The sequence below is a fragment of the Actinoallomurus purpureus genome (assembly GCF_024055795.1).
GTDB lineage: Bacteria > Actinomycetota > Actinomycetes > Streptosporangiales > Streptosporangiaceae > Actinoallomurus > Actinoallomurus purpureus.
Genome location: NZ_JAMXMY010000005.1, coordinates 309634 through 326463, shown reverse-complemented (window position 1 = coordinate 326463; position 16830 = coordinate 309634). Strand labels below are relative to the sequence as shown.

Annotated in this window: 17 protein-coding genes; 5 read left to right on the top strand and 12 right to left on the bottom strand. The window is 71.5% G+C overall.

Features of this window, described 5'->3' with window-relative positions:
* Positions 1-54: 54 nt before the first annotated feature.
* Both NE236_RS12980 and NE236_RS12975 read left to right on the top strand, forming a co-directional pair.
* Complete coding sequence (locus NE236_RS12980) at positions 55-693, top strand: TIGR03085 family metal-binding protein (protein WP_252842164.1); 639 nt, start codon at positions 55-57, stop codon at positions 691-693.
* A gap of 171 nt (positions 694-864) precedes the next feature.
* Positions 865-2094 (top strand): HEAT repeat domain-containing protein, encoded by a 1230-nt coding sequence (locus NE236_RS12975; protein ID WP_252842163.1) that lies wholly within the window; start codon positions 865-867, stop codon positions 2092-2094.
* A 79-nt stretch (positions 2095-2173) separates the two neighbouring features.
* Here the strand turns inward: NE236_RS12975 and NE236_RS12970 are convergent, their stop codons facing one another.
* Positions 2174-3310: an FAD-dependent oxidoreductase gene (locus tag NE236_RS12970; protein ID WP_252842162.1), complete on the bottom strand. Its 1137-nt coding sequence runs from the start codon at positions 3308-3310 to the stop codon at positions 2174-2176.
* Positions 3311-3412: 102 nt separating this feature from the next.
* Here NE236_RS12970 and NE236_RS12965 point away from each other — a divergent pair, with 102 nt between their 5' ends.
* From NE236_RS12965 to rfbB, 3 genes are all read left to right on the top strand, one after another.
* Positions 3413-3973, top strand: coding sequence for a TetR/AcrR family transcriptional regulator (locus NE236_RS12965; RefSeq protein ID WP_252842161.1), 561 nt, complete (start codon positions 3413-3415; stop codon positions 3971-3973).
* 27 nt (positions 3974-4000) lie between these two features.
* On the top strand, positions 4001-5374 hold the full coding sequence (locus tag NE236_RS12960; RefSeq protein ID WP_252842160.1) for a glutamine synthetase family protein: 1374 nt from the start codon (positions 4001-4003) through the stop codon (positions 5372-5374).
* 441 nt (positions 5375-5815) lie between these two features.
* Complete coding sequence (gene rfbB, locus NE236_RS12955; protein ID WP_252842159.1) at positions 5816-6844, top strand: dTDP-glucose 4,6-dehydratase; 1029 nt, start codon at positions 5816-5818, stop codon at positions 6842-6844.
* A gap of 46 nt (positions 6845-6890) precedes the next feature.
* Here rfbB and NE236_RS12950 read toward each other — a convergent pair whose 3' ends face one another.
* The 11 genes from NE236_RS12950 to hisD form a co-directional block, all read right to left on the bottom strand.
* Positions 6891-7871 carry an aldo/keto reductase gene (locus NE236_RS12950; protein ID WP_252842158.1) on the bottom strand — a complete coding sequence of 327 codons (981 nt, stop codon included), beginning with the start codon at positions 7869-7871 and terminating at the stop codon, positions 6891-6893.
* Between the two features lie 30 nt (positions 7872-7901).
* Entirely contained in the window at positions 7902-9308 is a 1407-nt protein-coding gene (locus NE236_RS12945; protein WP_252842157.1) for a sugar porter family MFS transporter, read from the bottom strand.
* A 12-nt stretch (positions 9309-9320) separates the two neighbouring features.
* The gene (locus NE236_RS12940) at positions 9321-10370 is read right to left on the bottom strand and encodes a glucose 1-dehydrogenase (protein ID WP_252842156.1); all 1050 of its coding nucleotides are present in this window, start codon (positions 10368-10370) and stop codon (positions 9321-9323) included.
* A 209-nt stretch (positions 10371-10579) separates the two neighbouring features.
* On the bottom strand, positions 10580-11332 hold the full coding sequence (hisF, locus tag NE236_RS12935) for an imidazole glycerol phosphate synthase subunit HisF (protein WP_252842155.1): 753 nt from the start codon (positions 11330-11332) through the stop codon (positions 10580-10582).
* Positions 11329-11733, bottom strand: coding sequence for a RidA family protein (locus NE236_RS12930; protein WP_252842154.1), 405 nt, complete (start codon positions 11731-11733; stop codon positions 11329-11331). Before NE236_RS12930 ends, hisF begins: the two co-directional genes overlap by 4 nt.
* The gene (gene priA, locus NE236_RS12925) at positions 11730-12458 is read right to left on the bottom strand and encodes a bifunctional 1-(5-phosphoribosyl)-5-((5-phosphoribosylamino)methylideneamino)imidazole-4-carboxamide isomerase/phosphoribosylanthranilate isomerase PriA (RefSeq protein ID WP_252842153.1); all 729 of its coding nucleotides are present in this window, start codon (positions 12456-12458) and stop codon (positions 11730-11732) included. The genes NE236_RS12930 and priA overlap by 4 nt, the downstream gene beginning before the upstream one ends.
* Before the next feature lie 187 nt (positions 12459-12645).
* The gene (locus NE236_RS12920) at positions 12646-12978 is read right to left on the bottom strand and encodes a hypothetical protein (protein ID WP_252842152.1); all 333 of its coding nucleotides are present in this window, start codon (positions 12976-12978) and stop codon (positions 12646-12648) included.
* Positions 12975-13604, bottom strand: coding sequence for an imidazole glycerol phosphate synthase subunit HisH (hisH, locus tag NE236_RS12915; protein ID WP_252842151.1), 630 nt, complete (start codon positions 13602-13604; stop codon positions 12975-12977). Before hisH ends, NE236_RS12920 begins: the two co-directional genes overlap by 4 nt.
* Positions 13601-14218, bottom strand: a complete 618-nt coding sequence (hisB, locus tag NE236_RS12910; protein WP_252842150.1) for an imidazoleglycerol-phosphate dehydratase HisB — start codon at positions 14216-14218, stop codon at positions 13601-13603. The genes hisH and hisB overlap by 4 nt, the downstream gene beginning before the upstream one ends.
* Positions 14215-15291: a histidinol-phosphate transaminase gene (locus NE236_RS12905; protein WP_252842149.1), complete on the bottom strand. Its 1077-nt coding sequence runs from the start codon at positions 15289-15291 to the stop codon at positions 14215-14217. Before NE236_RS12905 ends, hisB begins: the two co-directional genes overlap by 4 nt.
* A complete protein-coding gene (gene hisD, locus NE236_RS12900; RefSeq protein WP_252842148.1) occupies positions 15288-16595 on the bottom strand; it encodes a histidinol dehydrogenase in 1308 nt (435 codons plus the stop codon). The genes NE236_RS12905 and hisD overlap by 4 nt, the downstream gene beginning before the upstream one ends.
* Positions 16596-16830 lie beyond the last annotated feature (235 nt).

Below are 16830 nucleotides of genomic sequence, written 5' to 3'. Positions count from 1 at the left end.
CTCGGGAACGCCCGGTTATTCCGCTCCGGGGAAGGGCGGGCCTAGGATCATTGGATGGGGAACGAGAACTGGGCGCGCGCCGAGCGCCATGCCCTCAGCGACGCCCTGGTCGACGCCGGCCCCGACGCTCCCACCCTCTGCCAGGGCTGGACCACCGGTGACCTGGCCGCCCATCTCGTCATTCGGGAGCACCGGCCCGACGCCGCGCCCGGAATCATGATCCCGCTGCTGGCGGGCCACACCGAGAAGGTGCGGCTCCGGTTCCGGGACTCCGGACCGTACGCCGAGCTCGTGGAGCGATTCCGTGCCGGGCCGCCGGCCTGGTCGCCGTTCGCGCTGTCCGTCATGGACGCCGCGGCCAACACCACCGAGTACTTCGTCCACCATGAGGACGTGCGCCGTGCCCGGGAAGGGTGGGAGCCGCGCGAGCTGCCCGCGGCCCTGGAAGAGCACCTGTGGCGGCGGCTGCGGGCGGCCCGGCTCGTTCTGCGGCGCCTGCCGGTGGAGATCACGTTCGCGGACCCGCGCGGCCGCACCCAGCGCGTCACCAAGGGCGGCAAGCTGGTCACGGTGCGCGGCCCGGCGAGCGAGCTGACGCTGTGGGCGCTCGGCCGCAAGGGCGCCGCGCGGGTCGAGATGACGGGCGAGGCCGAGGCGATCAACGTCCTGAACCAGGGCCGCTGGCGCCTGTGACCGCACCTGGAGGTTGAGCGGCCGTCGGCGCCTGCGATCCGTCCGGGCCCCCGGCTCCCGTGACCGTACCCAGAGGCCGAGCAGCCGTCGGCGCCTGTGATCCGGCCGGGGCGCGCTGCTCATCTCATAATTTGCTTGCCCGATTTGTGGTCGAGTGCGCATCCTGCAGCGGTGGAACCCATCGTCATTCACCCGGCGGAATCACTGCACGGCCGACTGCAGCGCGGCCGGGGCTGCGCGGCACGCCGCGCCGCAGGCACGCCCGGCGCACGCGACCTGATCTACGACTGCGTGAGCCGCGACCCTCGGTGGGACACCCTCGAGGCCCGCGGCCTGTACTACGCACGACTGATCCTGGATCTGGAGCTCCAGACCACTCCCATAGTCGAACATATATTCGATCCCGAGGATCGCCTGGATACCGAGCCGGACCGGACCAATCTGGCGCTCGACGTCCTCACCCACCTCGTCCGCCTCGGCCGGCGGGAGGCCGCCGTGCCGCTGCGCCGGTACGCCACCGAGGGCGGGAACTGGTACACCGCCTTGCAGTCCCTGGTCGAACTCGACGACCCCGTCCTGGCCGACGGCCTCGACGAGGTCGCGGCGGACCGCTGCGACGACCGCGCCCTCGCCTGGCTGTGCGGAGTGGACGGCGCGGTCACGCGAATGTGGGCGCGCCGCCAGCCCCGGATCGCCGCCGCGCGCCGGCCCGAGACACGCCCGCACGAGCCGCGCGCCTCGCTCACCGGCCATACCGACGCCGACCTGGCGGCACTCGTCCGTACGCACGGTGACGGCGCGACCGCCGCCATCCTCGAACTCGGCCGCCGCCGCAGCCGCCTGGTCCTCGACCTGGTCGAGGAGTTCCTGCCCGGCGGCTCCTACGACGGCCCGCTGTGCCGCGCGGTACGCGACCTGGGCCCCGCCGCACTGGCCCGCGCCCGGGTCTGGGCCGGGGAGCAGCGGTCCTATCAGGACGTCGGCATCGACGTCATCGCCGCGCACGGCACCGAGTCGGACGCCCCGCCGCTCCTGACGGCCCTCAAGGTCGCCCTCGACGAAGAGGATTGGGACCTTGCCGCCGTGCCCGTCGACGGGCTCGGCCGCCTGCGATCACGATCCGCGATCCCGCTGCTGCTGTACGGCTGGCAGGAGAGCGCCTCGTCGCGGCTGCGCGCCAACCTGCTCGGCGCGCTTGCCCGGATCGACCCGCATGTGGCGGAGCCGTACCTGGTGGAGGCCCTGTGGGACTGCGAGGGCGGGGCGCGCCGGATCGCCGCCGGGGCGGTGCCCCTCGACGGCTCGACCCGGGCCCGGCTGCGGCGGCTCAGACACGAGGAGGCCGAGGAGGCGGACGTACGATCCGCCGCCACCGCCCGCCTGACCGGCAACCCGAACTGAGCCGGCGCGCTCGGCCCTACATCCGCGGCGATCCATCGGGGAGCCGTGCGGTAAACCGGACAACGAGGCGGGGTCGCGCTCAGCGGTCGACGCTCAGCTCGGACAGCCGCATCGCCAGCTTCCGGCGCACGGCCGCGTTCTGGCCGGCCACCGTCAGGAGGGTGTTGCGCACGGCGCGGGCGGCGGGTCCGCCGGCGGTCGCGGCACGGGTCATGCGGTCGGTCATCGCCACGACCCCGGCGGCCACCGGACGCCGCGCGGCCTCATAGCCGTCCTCGGTGCCGTCGGCGATGCGACGGGCGAGCTCCACGGCGTCCTGGATGCCGGTGTTCATCCCCTGTCCCCCGGCCGGGCTGTGCACGTGGGCGGCGTCCCCGGCGAGGAGGATCCGCCCGGCCCGATAATGGTCGGCGATCCGGTGGTGCACCCGGAACCGTGAGCCCCACACAATGTCCCGCACGCGTGCCGGCTCGGTGCGCGGACCTCGGGCGCCCAGCAGCTCCTGGACGTCGGTGACGTCCGGATGCTCGGGGGCGTCGTCGACGGTGGCGACGATCCGGTGCCGGCCCTCGGGAAGGGGAGCGACCACGACGAGACCGTCCGGGGAGAAGAACAGCTGGACCTCGTCGCCGCTCAGCCCCCATTCGAGGTGCACGTCGGCGAGGATGAACGACTGGGCGTAGGCGTCGCCCGTGAAGCCGATGCCGGCCTGCTCGCGGACGACACTGTGCATGCCGTCGGCGCCGACGACGTACCGCGCCCGGACCGTCGCCCCGTCCGCCAGCCGCACGGTGGCGCCCTCGGCGTCCTGCGTCACCGCCGTCACCTCGTGGCCCCGGTGCGGCTCACCGCCGAGTGCCCGCAGCCGCCGGGCGAGGACCTCCTCCGTGACGCTCTGCGGGAGCATCAGCGTGTACGGATGCTCGGTGGGCAGCCCGCCGAAATCGACCTTCATCAGCGTCCGGTCCCGGTCACGTACCGCGAACGTCGGGACGATCACCCCGCGCTCGACGAGCTCGCCGGTCACCCCTAGAGGGGCGAGGACCTCCAGGGTGCGGGCGTGGACGACGGCCGCGCGGGAGGTGTTCGCCCCTTCGGCCGCCTTGTCCAGCAGGAGGACGTCGATGCCGCGCGCGGCCAGCGCGGCGGCCAGGGTGAGGCCGGTGGGGCCGGCGCCGACGATGGCGACGTCGGTCGTGTCGGGAAGCTTCGGCATGGCGACCTCCAGAGGTCAACAGTTGATGGCCAACACCCGTTGACAAGAACACTAGCCGCTCGGCGAGGCTTTGCCAACGGTTGTTGGCCTACACTTGTGGACATGGCATTCACCGCCCGTTCCCAGGAGACCCGCGCGGCGATCCTCGCCGCGGCCCGCCGTCGCTTCGCCGCCGACGGCTACGAGCGGGCGACCGTCCGCGCCATCGCCGCCGACGCGGGCATCGATCCCTCGATGGTCATCCGCTACTACCGGTCCAAGGACGGCCTGTTCGCTGCCGCCGTCGACATCGACCTGCGGCTCCCCGACCCGGCCTCACTGCCCCCCGGCCGCGCCGGAGAGGCCCTCGTACGCCACTTCCTCGAGCTGTGGGAGGGCGACGGGCCCGGTGAGGTGCTGACCGTGCTGCTCCGATCCGCAGTCACCAACGAGAACGCGGCCGAACGCATGCGCACGATCTTCGCCACCCAGGTCGCCACGGCCCTGGGCCCGGACGTCGACGACGGCCCCACCCGGGGCGCCCTCGTGGCCAGCCAGCTGCTCGGCCTCGCCCTGTGCCGCTACATCCTGCGGCTGCCGCCGCTCGTGGCCCTCCCCGTCGACACGCTCGTGGCCGACCTGGCCCCCACGGTCCAGCGGTACATCGGCGCGCCTCTGGAATAGCCGCACCGCCCGTGTTACTCCAGAAACATGGACGCCAGAAAAAGGCGCGACGACCCGGTGGCCGCGCACGTGGTCGAGCGGGTCGAAACGGGCCGCATCGACCTCGTCCGGTTCCTCTACGCCGACCACGGCGGGATCATCCGCGGCAAGGCCGCCGCCGGTGCGCGGATCGCCGACCGGCTCTACACGGGCATCGGGCACACCGTCGCGATGATGGCCATGACCATGCTCGACACGCTCCAGCCGGTCGAGGGCATGGGCCCCGTCGGGGAGGTCCGCATCCTCGCAGACCCCTCGACCTTCACGCCCCTCCCCTACGCCGCCGGTGCCGCGGCGATGCTGTCGGACCTCGTCCACCCCGGCGGCGAACCGTGGGAGGCGTGCCCGCGCGCCTTCCTCAAACAGGCGGTCGCCGAACTCGCCGACGCCGGCTACTCCCTCCTCGCGGCGTTCGAACCGGAGTTCACCCTGGGCCGCCGGATGCCCGCCGACCGCGGCCCGGACCGTCTCGTCCCCATCGACGACAGCCTCTGCTACTCCGCCACCGGCTTCCACGCCGCCCACGACTTCACCATCGAGCTGGTCCACGCCCTGGAGTCCCAGGGGATGCGCGTCGAGCACTACTACCCGGAACTCGGGCACGGTCAGCAGGAGTTGTCCATCCGGCCCGCCTCCGCCCTCCGCGCCGCCGACCACCACGTGCTCTACCGCGAGACCGTACGCGCCGTGGCGATGCGGCGCGGACTGTGGGCGTCCTTCGCCCCCAAGCCCATTCCCGACCAGCCGGGCAACGGCTGCCACCTGCACCTGTCGCTGTGGTCCGGCGACCACAACGCCTTCCACGACCCGGCCGGCGCGTACGGGCTGTCCGATGAGGCCCGCTGGTTCATCGGCGGCCTCCTCGCGCATCTGCCCGCTCTGACGGCCCTCACCTCCGGCACCGTCAACGGCTTCCGCCGCCTCGTCCCCCAGTCGTGGGCGAGCGCGTACGCCTGCTACGGCATGGACAACCGCGAGGCCGCCGTCCGCGTCTGCTCACCGATGCGCGACGCGGCCGAGGCGACCACGAACCTGGAGTTCAAACCGTCGGACTCCGGCGCCAACCCGTACCTGTCGCTCGGCGCGGTCATCCACGCGGGACTGGACGGCGTCCGATCCAGGATGGACCCCGGCACGGCCGTCGACGCCGACCCGGCCACCCTCCCGGAGGCCGACCGGCCGCCCCGCCTGCCCTCCTCCCTCGGCGACGCGCTCGACGCCCTGCAGGCCGACGAACTCCTCATGAACGCCCTCGGCCCCTTGCGCAGCGCGGCCTACCTCGCCGTGAAACGCGCCGACGTCGAGGCATTCGCCGCCCAGGACACCGCCTACGAGTGCTTCCACCACTTCACCAAGTTCTGAGAACCGCCCGACGGCAGGCGATACCCCGCTTCGCCCAGACTCCCGTCGGACGAACCGTGGCGAGAGGTCATGGTGGCAAGGCCGTCACAGCAGTTCTGGACGGCCCTCGCCGGACGCGTCTTTGCCCAGGGAGTAGGGAATCGCGCGAGCCACCCGGCCATCCAGGGTGCCGTCGCGTTCTGAGGTGTTTCGCTGGAGTAGAAATTCTCGTCTGGTGAAACCCCCGAGAACGAGCGGCCATGCCCGCGACTATCCGGTGATTACGCCGATCGATCCGGACGAAGCCACGCCACCGCGACTTCGACGCAGCTTGATCGGGATGATCCCTGGTGTCCGCTGCCATCCTTACCGCAGTACACGCCAAGGATCACCGGCCAAGGCACCCCTGACCTCGCCGGTATCCTGCGAAGTTCCGATTCCTGGTTCGCGGATGGCGGGGAGATGGCGAGGACGATCGTGGTCACGGGGGCGGCCGGGTTCATCGGCGGTAACCTCGTGCGGCACTGGCGGACGGCCCGGCCGGCGGACACGATCATCGCGGTCGACGCGCTCACCTACGCCGGGGACCTCCGGAACCTCGCCGGCCTGGAGGACGAGATCGAGTTCGCGCACGCGGACATCGGCGGCGAGGAGCGGATGCTCACCCTGCTGGGCGACCGGGAGATCGACGTCGTCGTCAACCTCGCCGCCGAGTCGCACAACAGCCTCGCCGTGGTCGAGCCGGAACGCTTCTTCCGCACGAACGTGCTCGGCACCCAGGTGCTCCTCGACGTGTGCCGCCGGGTCGGAGTCGGGCGCTTCCACCACGTCTCGACCTGTGAGGTGTACGGGGATCTTCCCCTCGACGCCGTGGAGGGCTTCACGGAGGCCGACCCGTACCGGCCCAACACCCCGTACAGCGCCAGCAAGGCGGGGGCCGACCACCTGGTGCGCGCCTACCACAGCACGTACGGGATGCCGGTGACGATCTCGAACTGCGCCAACAACCACGGGCCGTACCAGTTCCCCGAGAAGGTACTGCCGTTGTTCGTCACCAACGCGCTGGCGGGGCGGCCGCTGCCGATGTACGCGTCGACGCGCCACCGCCGGGAGTGGATCTCCGTCGCGGACCACTGCGCGGCGATCGAGACGATCGTCGCGCACGGCACCGTCGGTTCCACCTATCACGTCGGCACGGGCGAGGAGGCGAGCATCGAGGAGCTCGCCGACCTCGTGCTCGACGAGCTGGGGCTGCCCGGGTCGCTGAAGACGGTGGTGCCGGACCGCCCGGGGCACGACCGGCGCTACCTGCTGGACGCCCGGAAGATCCGGCGGGAGCTCGGCTGGCGGCCGGCCGTCCCGTTCGAGGCGGGGGTCCGCGAGACGATCCGCTGGTACCGCGACAACCGCGCCTGGTGGGAGCCCCTGCTGTCCCGCCGCCTGGTCACCGAGGACGCCTGGCCGAACCGCGCCCTCACCCGCTTCTGCTGAACACCGTCGTACTACTCGTGCCGGGGCCTACGAGATCGCCTGACGATCAGGGATGTTCGGGGCCCCGGCCGGCGCCGGTGCGCTCGACGGCCGCGGCGATCTCGCCCAGGTCCTCCGGGGTGAGCTCCAGGGACGCGGCGGGGAGCCAGCCGTCGACCTGGTCCGGGCGGCGGGCACCGACGATCGCGCCTGTCACGCCCGGCCAGGCCAGCGTCCAGGCGACCGCGACGGCCGCCTGGGACACGCCGTGCCGCTCGGCCACGGGCCGCAGGGCGTCGGCCAGCGCCAGGTTGGCATCGAGACCGCCGGTGAAGTCCGGGGAACGCCGACGCCAGTCGTCCTCGGGCAGCGAGTCGACCCGTTGCCGTGAGAACGCCCCGGTGAGCAGGCCGGACTGCATCGGCGAGTAGACGATCACTCCGGCGCCGTTCCGGGCGCACCAGTCGATCTCCGGGGCGCAGGTCCGGTCGATCAGGGAGAACGGCGGCTGCAGCGAGTCGACGTGCGCCACCTGCTCCGCCTTCTCCAGCCGCAGCGCGCTGTGGTTGGACAGCCCGATCGCCCGGACCTTGCCCTCCTGTTTCAGCTCCGCCATGGTCTCCCAGTACATCTCGACCGGCGTGTCGTCGTCGGGCGTCTGGTGCACCTGGTAGAGGTCGATCCGCTCGACCTTCAACCGCCGCAGCGACGCCTCGACCTCGCGCCGGATCGTCTCCGGCCGGGCGACGCGAGAGATCTCGCCGTCGTCGTCCCAGATCATCCCGCACTTGGTGAAGACGTACGGGCGGTCGGCGATCCCCTTGAGCGCCTGCGCGACGATCTCCTCGGAGTGCCCGAGCCCGTACACCGCCGCGGTGTCGATCCAGTTGACGCCCTCCTCGACGGCGTGCCGGATGGCCGTGATCGACTCCTCGTCGTTCTGAGGACCCCAGCCGTACTCCCAGGACCCCCCGGCCGCCCAGGCGCCGAAGCCGACGCGTGTGATCTCCATGTCGGTGGTGCCCAGGTGCACTGTGGGCAGTGTCATGCTGTCCTCCTTGTGGATCGGCGCGGGCGGTCAGCCCATCTCCTCGAGCTTCTTGCCCTTGGTCTCGCGCAGGAACCGGACCACGAAGAGCACCGACAGCGCGGCGAAGATCGAGTATCCGACGTACGCCCCGGACAGGCTCCACTCGGACAGGCTCGGGAAGGTCACCGTGACCAGCCAGTTGGCGATCCACTGGGCCGCGACGGCCACGGACATCGCCGCCGCCCTGATCTTGTTCGGGAAGATCTCGCCCAGCATCACCCAGACGACCACACCCCACGACAACGCGAAGAACAGCACGTAGGTGTGCGCGGTGAACAGCGCCACCAGACCCTCGGCGTGCGGCAGCCGGACCTCGTTGGGACCGACCTTGTGCGCGGTGCTGAACGCCCAGGCCATCGTGGCCAGCGAGAACGTCATCCCGACCGAGCCGATCAGGGCCAGCGGCTTGCGGCCGATCTTGTCCACGAACGCGATCGCGATCAACGTGCCGAGGATGTTGATGATCGAGGTGGACAGGCTGATGAGCAGCGAGTTGGTCTGGGAGATGCCGACCGAGTGCCACAGCGACGCGGAGTAGTAGAAGATCACATTGATGCCCACGAACTGCTGCAGGACGGACAGGCCGATGCCCACCCAGACGATCGGCAGCAGCCCCGCCGTGCGTCCCCGGAGGTCCCGCAGGCGCGGCTTGTGCTCGGCCCGCAGCGACCCCTGGATCTCGCGGATGCGGGCGTCGAGGTTCACGTCGCCCTCGACCTCGGCGAGGACGGTACGGGCCCTGTCCAGCTTCCCGTCCTCCACGAGATAGCGCGGCGACTCGGGAATGATCAGGGCGAATACGAGGTAGATCGCCGCAGGGACCGCCGCGGCGCCCAGCATCCACTGCCATGCCTCGAGGCCGACGAGGTGGTTGCGGGTGTTGCCGCCGGCCAGCGCCGCGATCGCGAAGTTGACCAGCTGCGAGATCGCGATGCCGAGCACGATCGCCAGTTGCTGGAACGACGCGAGCCGGCCACGGTAGGCGGGCGGCGCCACCTCGGCGATATAGGCGGGGGAGACCATTGAGGCCATCCCGATGGCGATGCCGCTGATGACCCGCCAGAACGCCAGCTCCCAGTCGGCGAACGGGAACATCGCGCCGAAGCTGCTGACCACGAAAAGCGTGGCCGCCAGCCGCATGACGATGAGACGGCCTTTGAGGTCGGCGAGCTTGCCGGCGATCGCCGCACCCAGCGCCGATCCCAGCAGGGCCGCGGACACGATCAGGCCGGTGGTGCCGGCTCCGACGCCGAAGTGGCCCTTGATGCCGTCCACGGCTCCGTTGATGACGGCGCTGTCATATCCGAACAGGAAACCGCCGAGGGCCGCCGCGGCGGAGATGAAGACGACATGCGCGAGGTGTTCCTGTCGCGCCGCAGGAGCCCTTACTGTCATGGTCACCCCGTTCTAGAGGTCGATGACGACCTTCACGTCGTCGCCGGGGCCGGGCTCGAACGCCTCAAGGGCCCGTGCGAGGGGCAACCGGCGGGTGATGAGATACTCCAGCCACGAGCGGTCCGCCCGGGCGAGCGCCTCGGCGGCCAGCTGGTAGTGGCGATGGTTGGCGTTGACCGTCCCGAAGACCACTTCGTTGCCCAGGACCATGTCGCGGCTCAGCGCGCCGGCGTCGACCTCGACCTGACCGCCGGGCCGTGAGACGCCGGTCAGGCACACGATGGCCGCCTCCGCGTTGTTGACCACGGCCTCCACGACGAGCCTCGGGGCACCGGTGGCTTCGATGACGATGTCCGGACACGCCTTGGCGGCCACGTCGGCGATCGAACCCGTGTGGTAGGTGCCGCCGAGGTCCGCGACGAGTTTCGGCTTCATTCCACCGGCGACCCGGTCGAGGACGTGCACGTCGAGCCCTCGCTGGGCGCCCAGCAGGGCGGCCAGGAGCCCGATCGGGCCCGCGCCCGTGACCAGCAGCCGGCGTGGTTCGAACCACGCCCGGTTACCGATGCGCTCGATGTGATCCCACGCTTTGGCCACGATCGTCGTGGGCTCCATCAGCACGCCCACGCCCTGCAGCGACGGGTCGAGCCGGACCGCGTAGCCGGTGCCGATCGTCCATCGCTCGGAGCCGAACCCGTGGAGCTGTTTGATGCCCCGTTCGGTGTACCGCCCGTTGCGGCACATGTCGAACTCTCCGCGGGCACAGGCGCCGCACGGCGCCGGGTCGGGACGCCGGACGATGCCGACGACCAGGTCGCCGGGGCTGAATCCGCTGCCCGGAGGCGCCCGTCGTACCCGGCCGAGCGACTCGTGCCCGAGGATCAGGCGCTCCTGGCCTGGCGGTGCCCAGCCGTAGTCGCCGTCGGCCATCTCCCGGTCCGTACCGCAGACACCGAGCGCGACACCGTCGACGAGCAGTTCTCCGTCACCCGGCGTGGGCTCGGGAACCTCGGTCACCTCGAGCGAACCCGCCTTGAGCGGAACGACGGTCAGAGCACGCATGATCATCTCCTGGTCAGGGCCACACTCCCTTCTTTCCCGGGAAGTAACGTCATGCCCTACACCCGAAATGCATTTTTGGGACAACCATGACGGATGACCTGCTGAAATCCGACCGTCGAGCACACATACTGTCGGCCGCGGCGCCGCCACCACCACGCGTCACGACGGCGACTCACCCACCGTTCGGCCGGCGGGAGATGGCGGAGCGGTCAGCGGACCGGGTGGCCTGCCCGGCGCAGGGACTCCTTGACGTCGCCGATCTTGAGCTCGCCGAAGTGGAAGACGCTCGCGGCGAGGACCGCGTCGGCCCCCGCGTCGATCGCCGGGGCGAAGTGCCCGACCGCGCCCGCTCCCCCGCTCGCGATGACCGGGACGCTCACCACCGCGCGCACCGCGCGCAGCATCTCCAGATCGAAGCCGTTCTTGGTGCCGTCGGCGTCCATCGAGTTGAGCAGGATCTCCCCGACGCCCAGCTCCTCACCGCGCCGCGCCCACTCGATCGCGTCCAGGCCGGTGCCGCGCCGCCCGCCGTGCGTGGTGACCTCGAAGCCGTCGCCGGAGCGGCGGGCGTCCACCGACAGCACGATGCACTGTGAGCCGAACCGGTGGGCCGCCTCCCGGAGGAACTCCGGCCGGGCGATCGCCGCCGTGTTGATCGACACCTTGTCCGCCCCGGCCCGCAGCAACCGGTCGACGTCGTCGACGCTACGGATGCCGCCGCCGACGGTCAGCGGGATGAACACCTGCTCGGCCGTACGGCGCACGACCTCGTACGTCGTCTCCCGGCCGCCGCTGGAGGCGGTGATGTCGAGGAAGGTCAGCTCGTCGGCGCCCTCGGCGTCGTAGCGCCGCGCCAGCTCGACCGGGTCGCCGGCGTCCCGGAGGTTCTCGAAGTTGACGCCCTTGACCACCCGCCCGGCATCGACGTCCAGGCAGGGGATCACCCGGATCGCGACACTCATGGGCTTCCTCCGTCCTGGACCGCCTCGGAATAGGCGTCCACCTCGATCTCTACCAGCATCCGGTGATCGATGAAACCGGAGACCTCGATCATCGTCGTGGCCGGGCGGACCTCGCCGAAGATCTCGCGGTGCGCCCGGCCGACGGCCTCGGCGTCGGCGATGTCCCGGACGTACATGCGGGTCCGTACGACGTCCTCCACCGAGGCGCCGGCCTTCTCCACCGCCTGCAGGGCGATGCCGAAGGCGGTCTTGGTCTGGCCGTACGCGTCGTTCTCGTGGCGCACCTCGCCGTCCACCGTCGACGTGCAGCCCGCGACGAGCACCCACGGGCCGGCCACGACCACGCGGGAGTAGCCGACGAGGTCCTCCCACGGGCCGCCCGAGGAGATCCGCTTGATCACGCGACGCCTCCCACCGCGGCCAGGGCCTCCTCCAGGGTGAACGCGCCGGCGTACAGCGCCTTGCCGACGATGGCGCCCTCGACACCGGCCGGCACCAGCTCGGCGAGGACGCGCAGGTCCTCCAGTGACGAGACGCCGCCCGAGGCGATGACGGGGCGGTCGGTGCGCGCGCACACCTCGCGGAGCAGCTCGGTGTTGGGGCCGCGCAGGGTGCCGTCCTTGGTCACGTCGGTGACGACGTAGCGCGGGCAGCCGTCGGCCTCCAGGCGGTCGAGCACCTCCCACAGGTCGCCGCCCTCACGGGTCCAGCCCCGCGCGGCGAGCGTCGTGCCGCGCACGTCGAGCCCGACCGCGATCTTTTCCTCGTGCTCGGCGATGATCCTCCGGCACCACTCGGGGTTCTCCAGCGCGGCCGTCCCGATGTTGACGCGCGCGCAGCCGGTCGCCAGCGCCGCGGCCAGCGAGTCGTCGTCGCGGATCCCGCCGGACAGCTCGACCTTCACGTCGAGCTTGCCGATCACGGCGGCGAGCAGCTCGCGGTTGGAACCACGCCCGAACGCGGCGTCCAGGTCGACCAGGTGGATCCACTCCGCCCCCGCGCTCTGCCAGGCCAGGGCCGCCTCGACGGGCTCGCCGTAGGAGGTCTCGGTGCCGGCCTCGCCCTGCACGAGGCGCACTGCCTGGCCGTCGGCGACATCAACCGCGGGAAGGAGCGTGAGAGTCATGCCCGTCAGCCTATCGACCCGCCCCCCGGGCGCAGGCCGGTGGCGGCGCGCAGACCTGCCCGGACATACGTGCCGGGCACCCGTCAGCGGGTAGAACGGGCCATATGGTGCCGTCCTGCCCGGCGGATCGTCCCGCCGTCGACGCGGAACCGCGGATCGGCGGAGCCGAATCCGTACCAGGCGGAGGTCAGGACCTTCGGTCGAAGGCGAGCGTGACGAACACTGGGATCAGGAACGCCGACAGCGCCAGCACCCCCAACCGCCCCGTCCACGAGGACAGATTGAGCCAGGCGATCACCTGGACGAGCACGAACACGACCGCGACGATGGCGTTCTGCTCGCGGCGGCGGCGGGCGAGAATGCCGCCCGGCCGCCCGGACCGGTGTGGCACCAGCCGCGTGACCCGCGCGATCAAAACCCGGCGCCGCGCCGTGCGGGCCTGCCGGCGAGCGGCCTCGGCGGCGGCACGCTCCCGCTCGGCCTCGCGCTCCGCACGCCGCCGCTGACGCTCCTTGCTCATGAGAGCGTCGACAGCCAGTTCTTCAGGACGGCGGCACCGGCGTCGCCGGACTTCTCCGGGTGGAACTGCGTCGCGCTGAGCGGGCCGTTCTCCACCGCCGCGACGAAGCGCTCGCCGTGCTCGCTCCAGGTCACCAGGGGCGGGGTGAACCGGCCGGGCGGCAGCTCCCAGCGGCGCACGCCGTAGGAGTGCACGAAGTAGAACCGGGTGTCGGGGTCGAGCCCCGCGAACAGCACCGTCCCTTCGGGCGCGTCGACGGTGTTCCAGCCCATGTGCGGCAGGATCGGCGCCTCGATCCGCTCCACCGTGCCCGGCCACTCCGCGCAGCCGTCCGTGGTGATCCCATGCTCGACGCCCTTCTCGAACAGGATCTGCATGCCGACGCAGATGCCGAGCACCGGACGGCCCCCGGCGAGCCGGCGGCCGATGATCTGGTCGCCGCGGACGCCGCGCAGGCCGTTCATGCAGGCCGCGAACGCACCGACGCCCGGCACCACCAGGCCGTCGGCGTTCAGCGCCGCGTCGAAGTCGCCCGTGACCGTGACGTTCGCGCCGGCGCGGGCGACGGCCCGTTCTGCGGAGCGGAGGTTGCCCGATCCGTAGTCGAGGACGACGACGTTCTTCACAGCGCGCCCTTGGTCGAGGGGATGCCGTGGGCGCGCGGGTCGTGGGCGACGGCGTCGCGCAGCGCCCGCGCCAGGGCCTTGAACTGCGCCTCGACGATGTGATGGGCGTTGCGCCCGTACGGGACGTGGACGTGCAGGCAGATCGCGGCGTTGAACACGAACGCCTCGAAGATGTGCCGGGTCATCGTCGTGTCGTAGTCCGGGCCGATCATCGGGGCGATGCCCTCCGGCTCGGTGTGCACGAGGTACGGCCGGCCGGACAGGTCGACCGTCACCTGGGCGAGCGTCTCGTCCAGCGGCACGCTCGCATCCGCGAACCGCCGGATCCCCGACTTGTCGCCCATGGCCTCGCGGAACGCCTGCCCCAGCGCGATCGCGGTGTCCTCGATCGTGTGATGGCTGTCGATGTGCAGGTCACCGGCGGTCTTCACGGTCAGGTCGAACGACCCGTGCTTGCCCAGCTGCGTCAGCATGTGGTCGAAGAAGCCGACACCGGTGGCGACGTCCACCCGCCCGGTGCCGTCCAGGTCGATCTCGACGACGACCTGCGTCTCCTTCGTGCCCCGCTCGACGCGTCCGGTGCGCATCCGCTGCTCTCCTCTGCTTGTGCTCATACGCTTTCCTTGAGGGCGGCGCGGAACGCCGCCATCTCCTCGGGCGTCCCGACGCTGACGCGCAGCCACTCCGGCGGCCCGACCTCACGGATCAGCACGCCGCGGTCGAGCACACCCTGCCAGACGGCATGCCGGTCGGCGAACCTGCCGAACAGCACGAAGTTGGCGTCGGAGTCGGCGACCTGGAAGCCCTCTCCGCGCAGCCAGCCGACGAGGGCGTCGCGCTCGGCGCGCAGCGCCTCCACCGCGCCCAGCAGCTCGTCCTGGTGCGCGATCGCCGTGCGCGCCACCGCCTGCGTCACCGCCGACAGGTGGTACGGCAGGCGGACGAGCAGCAGTGCGTCGATCACGGCCGGGTCGGCGGCGAGGTAGCCGACACGGGTGCCCGCCATCGCGAACGCCTTGCTCATCGTCCGGGTCACGATCAGCCGGGGGTGGCCGGGCAGCAGCGACAGCGCGCTCGGCGTGCCAGCCCGGCGGAACTCGGCGTACGCCTCGTCGACCACCACCATGCCCGGCGCGGCCTTCAGCACCGCCTCGACCGCGTCGAGCGGCAGGGACGTGCCCGTCGGGTTGTTCGGCGAGGTCAGGAACACGATGTCGGGACGGTGCTCCTCGATCGCGGCGACCGCCCGTTCGGCCTCCAGCCCGAAGTCCTCGTCGCGGTGTGCGTTGATCCACCCGGTGCCGCTGACCCGCGTGATGATCGGGTGCATGGAGTACGACGGCTCGAAGCCCATCGCGGTGCGCCCGGGGCCGCCGAACGCCTGCAGGATCTGCTGAATGATCTCGTTGGAGCCGTTGGCGACCCACACCTGCCGCGCGGTGACCCCGTGGCCGAGGTAGTCGGCGAGGTCCTTGCGCAGCTCGACGGCGTCACGGTCCGGATAGCGGTTCAGTTCCCCGGCGATGCCGGCGACCGCGCGGCCGAGCGCCTCGACCAGCCGCGGTGACGGCGGGTAGGGGTTCTCGTTCGTGTTGAGGCGCACCGGCACGTCGAGCTGCGGCGCGCCGTACGGCGCCTCCCCCCGCAGATCGTCGCGGATCGGAAGGTCGCTCAAGGAGAAGGTCACTCGGGGATTCCCCAATCGAACCGGGCCTTCATGGCGGCGCCGTGGGCGGGCAGGTCCTCCGCCTCGGCGAGCGTGACGACCCGCCTGGTCGCCTCCGCGAGGGCGCTCTCGTCGTAGTCGACCACGTGGATGCCGCGCAGGAACGTCTGCACCGACAGACCGCTGGAGTGGCACGCGCACCCGCCTGTGGGCAGCACGTGGTTCGACCCGGCCATGTAGTCGCCGAGCGACACCGGCGCGTGCGGGCCGACGAAGATCGCACCGGCGTTGCGGACCCGGGCCGCGACCGTACGGGCGTCGGCGGTCTGGATCTCCAGGTGCTCGGCGGCGTAGGCGTCGACGACCTTCAGGCCGGCGTCGACGTCGTCGACGAGCACAATCCTGGACTGGCGGCCCGCCAGGGCCGCGGTGATGCGCTCGGCGTGCTTGGTCCGGCCGACCTGCACGGCCAGCTCGCGCTCCACCGCGCCGGCGAGCTCCTCGGAGTCGGTCACCAGGACGGCCGCGGCCAGCGTGTCGTGCTCGGCCTGGCTGATCAGGTCGGCGGCGACGTGCACCGGGTCGGCCGTAGCGTCGGCCAGGACCGCGACCTCGGTGGGGCCCGCCTCGGAGTCGATGCCGATGACGCCCTTCAGCAGCCGCTTGGCCGCCGCGACCCAGATGTTGCCCGGGCCGGTGACCATGTCGACGCGCCGGCATTCCTCGGTGCCGTAGGCGAACATCGCGATCGCCTGCGCGCCGCCCGCGGCGTACACCTCGTCCACGCCGAGCAGCGCGCACGTCGCGAGGATCGTCGGGTGCGGCAGCCCCCCGAACTCCTGCTGCGCCGGCGACGTCACCGCGAGCGAGTCGACCCGCGCCTCCTGCGCGGGAACGACGTTCATCACGACGCTGGAGGGATAGACGGCCTGGCCGCCGGGGACGTACAGCCCGACCCGCTCCACCGGAACCCACCGCTCGGTGACCGTGCCGCCCGGCACCACCCGGGTCGTCACGTCGGTGCGGCGCTGGTCGCGGTGCACGATGCGCGTGCGCCGGATGCACTCCTCGAGGGCGTCGCGGACGCCCGGGTCCAGCTCGTCCAGGGCACGCCGAAGGGTCGCGGCGGGCACCCGCAGCGACTCGGGGGTGACCCCGTCGAAGCGCGCGGTGTAGTCCCGTACGGCCTCGGCGCCGCGATGGCGTACGTCATCGCAGATGGGCCGCACCTTCTCCAGGGCGGCCTCGACGTCGAGCTCGGCTCTAGGCAGCACGGAGCGCAGGTCGTCCGGCAGGGACCCGCGCAGGTCGATACGGGATATCACCTGATCAGTCTACGAAGGACCCCCACCGGCCCGGACGCCGGTCTCACCCACCGAGATGTCAAGAATCCATGGAAGTGACGGCAGGCCGATGCCACGGTGCGCATACTTGAGACCACGCGGAATCCGTTCACCAACCGCAAGCGGCAGCATCATCATGATCTGCTCCGCTTTTGTCCGAATGTCGACAGGCGGACTGCACCTACCGGACCTCGACCACCGCAAGTAGCGCACGACC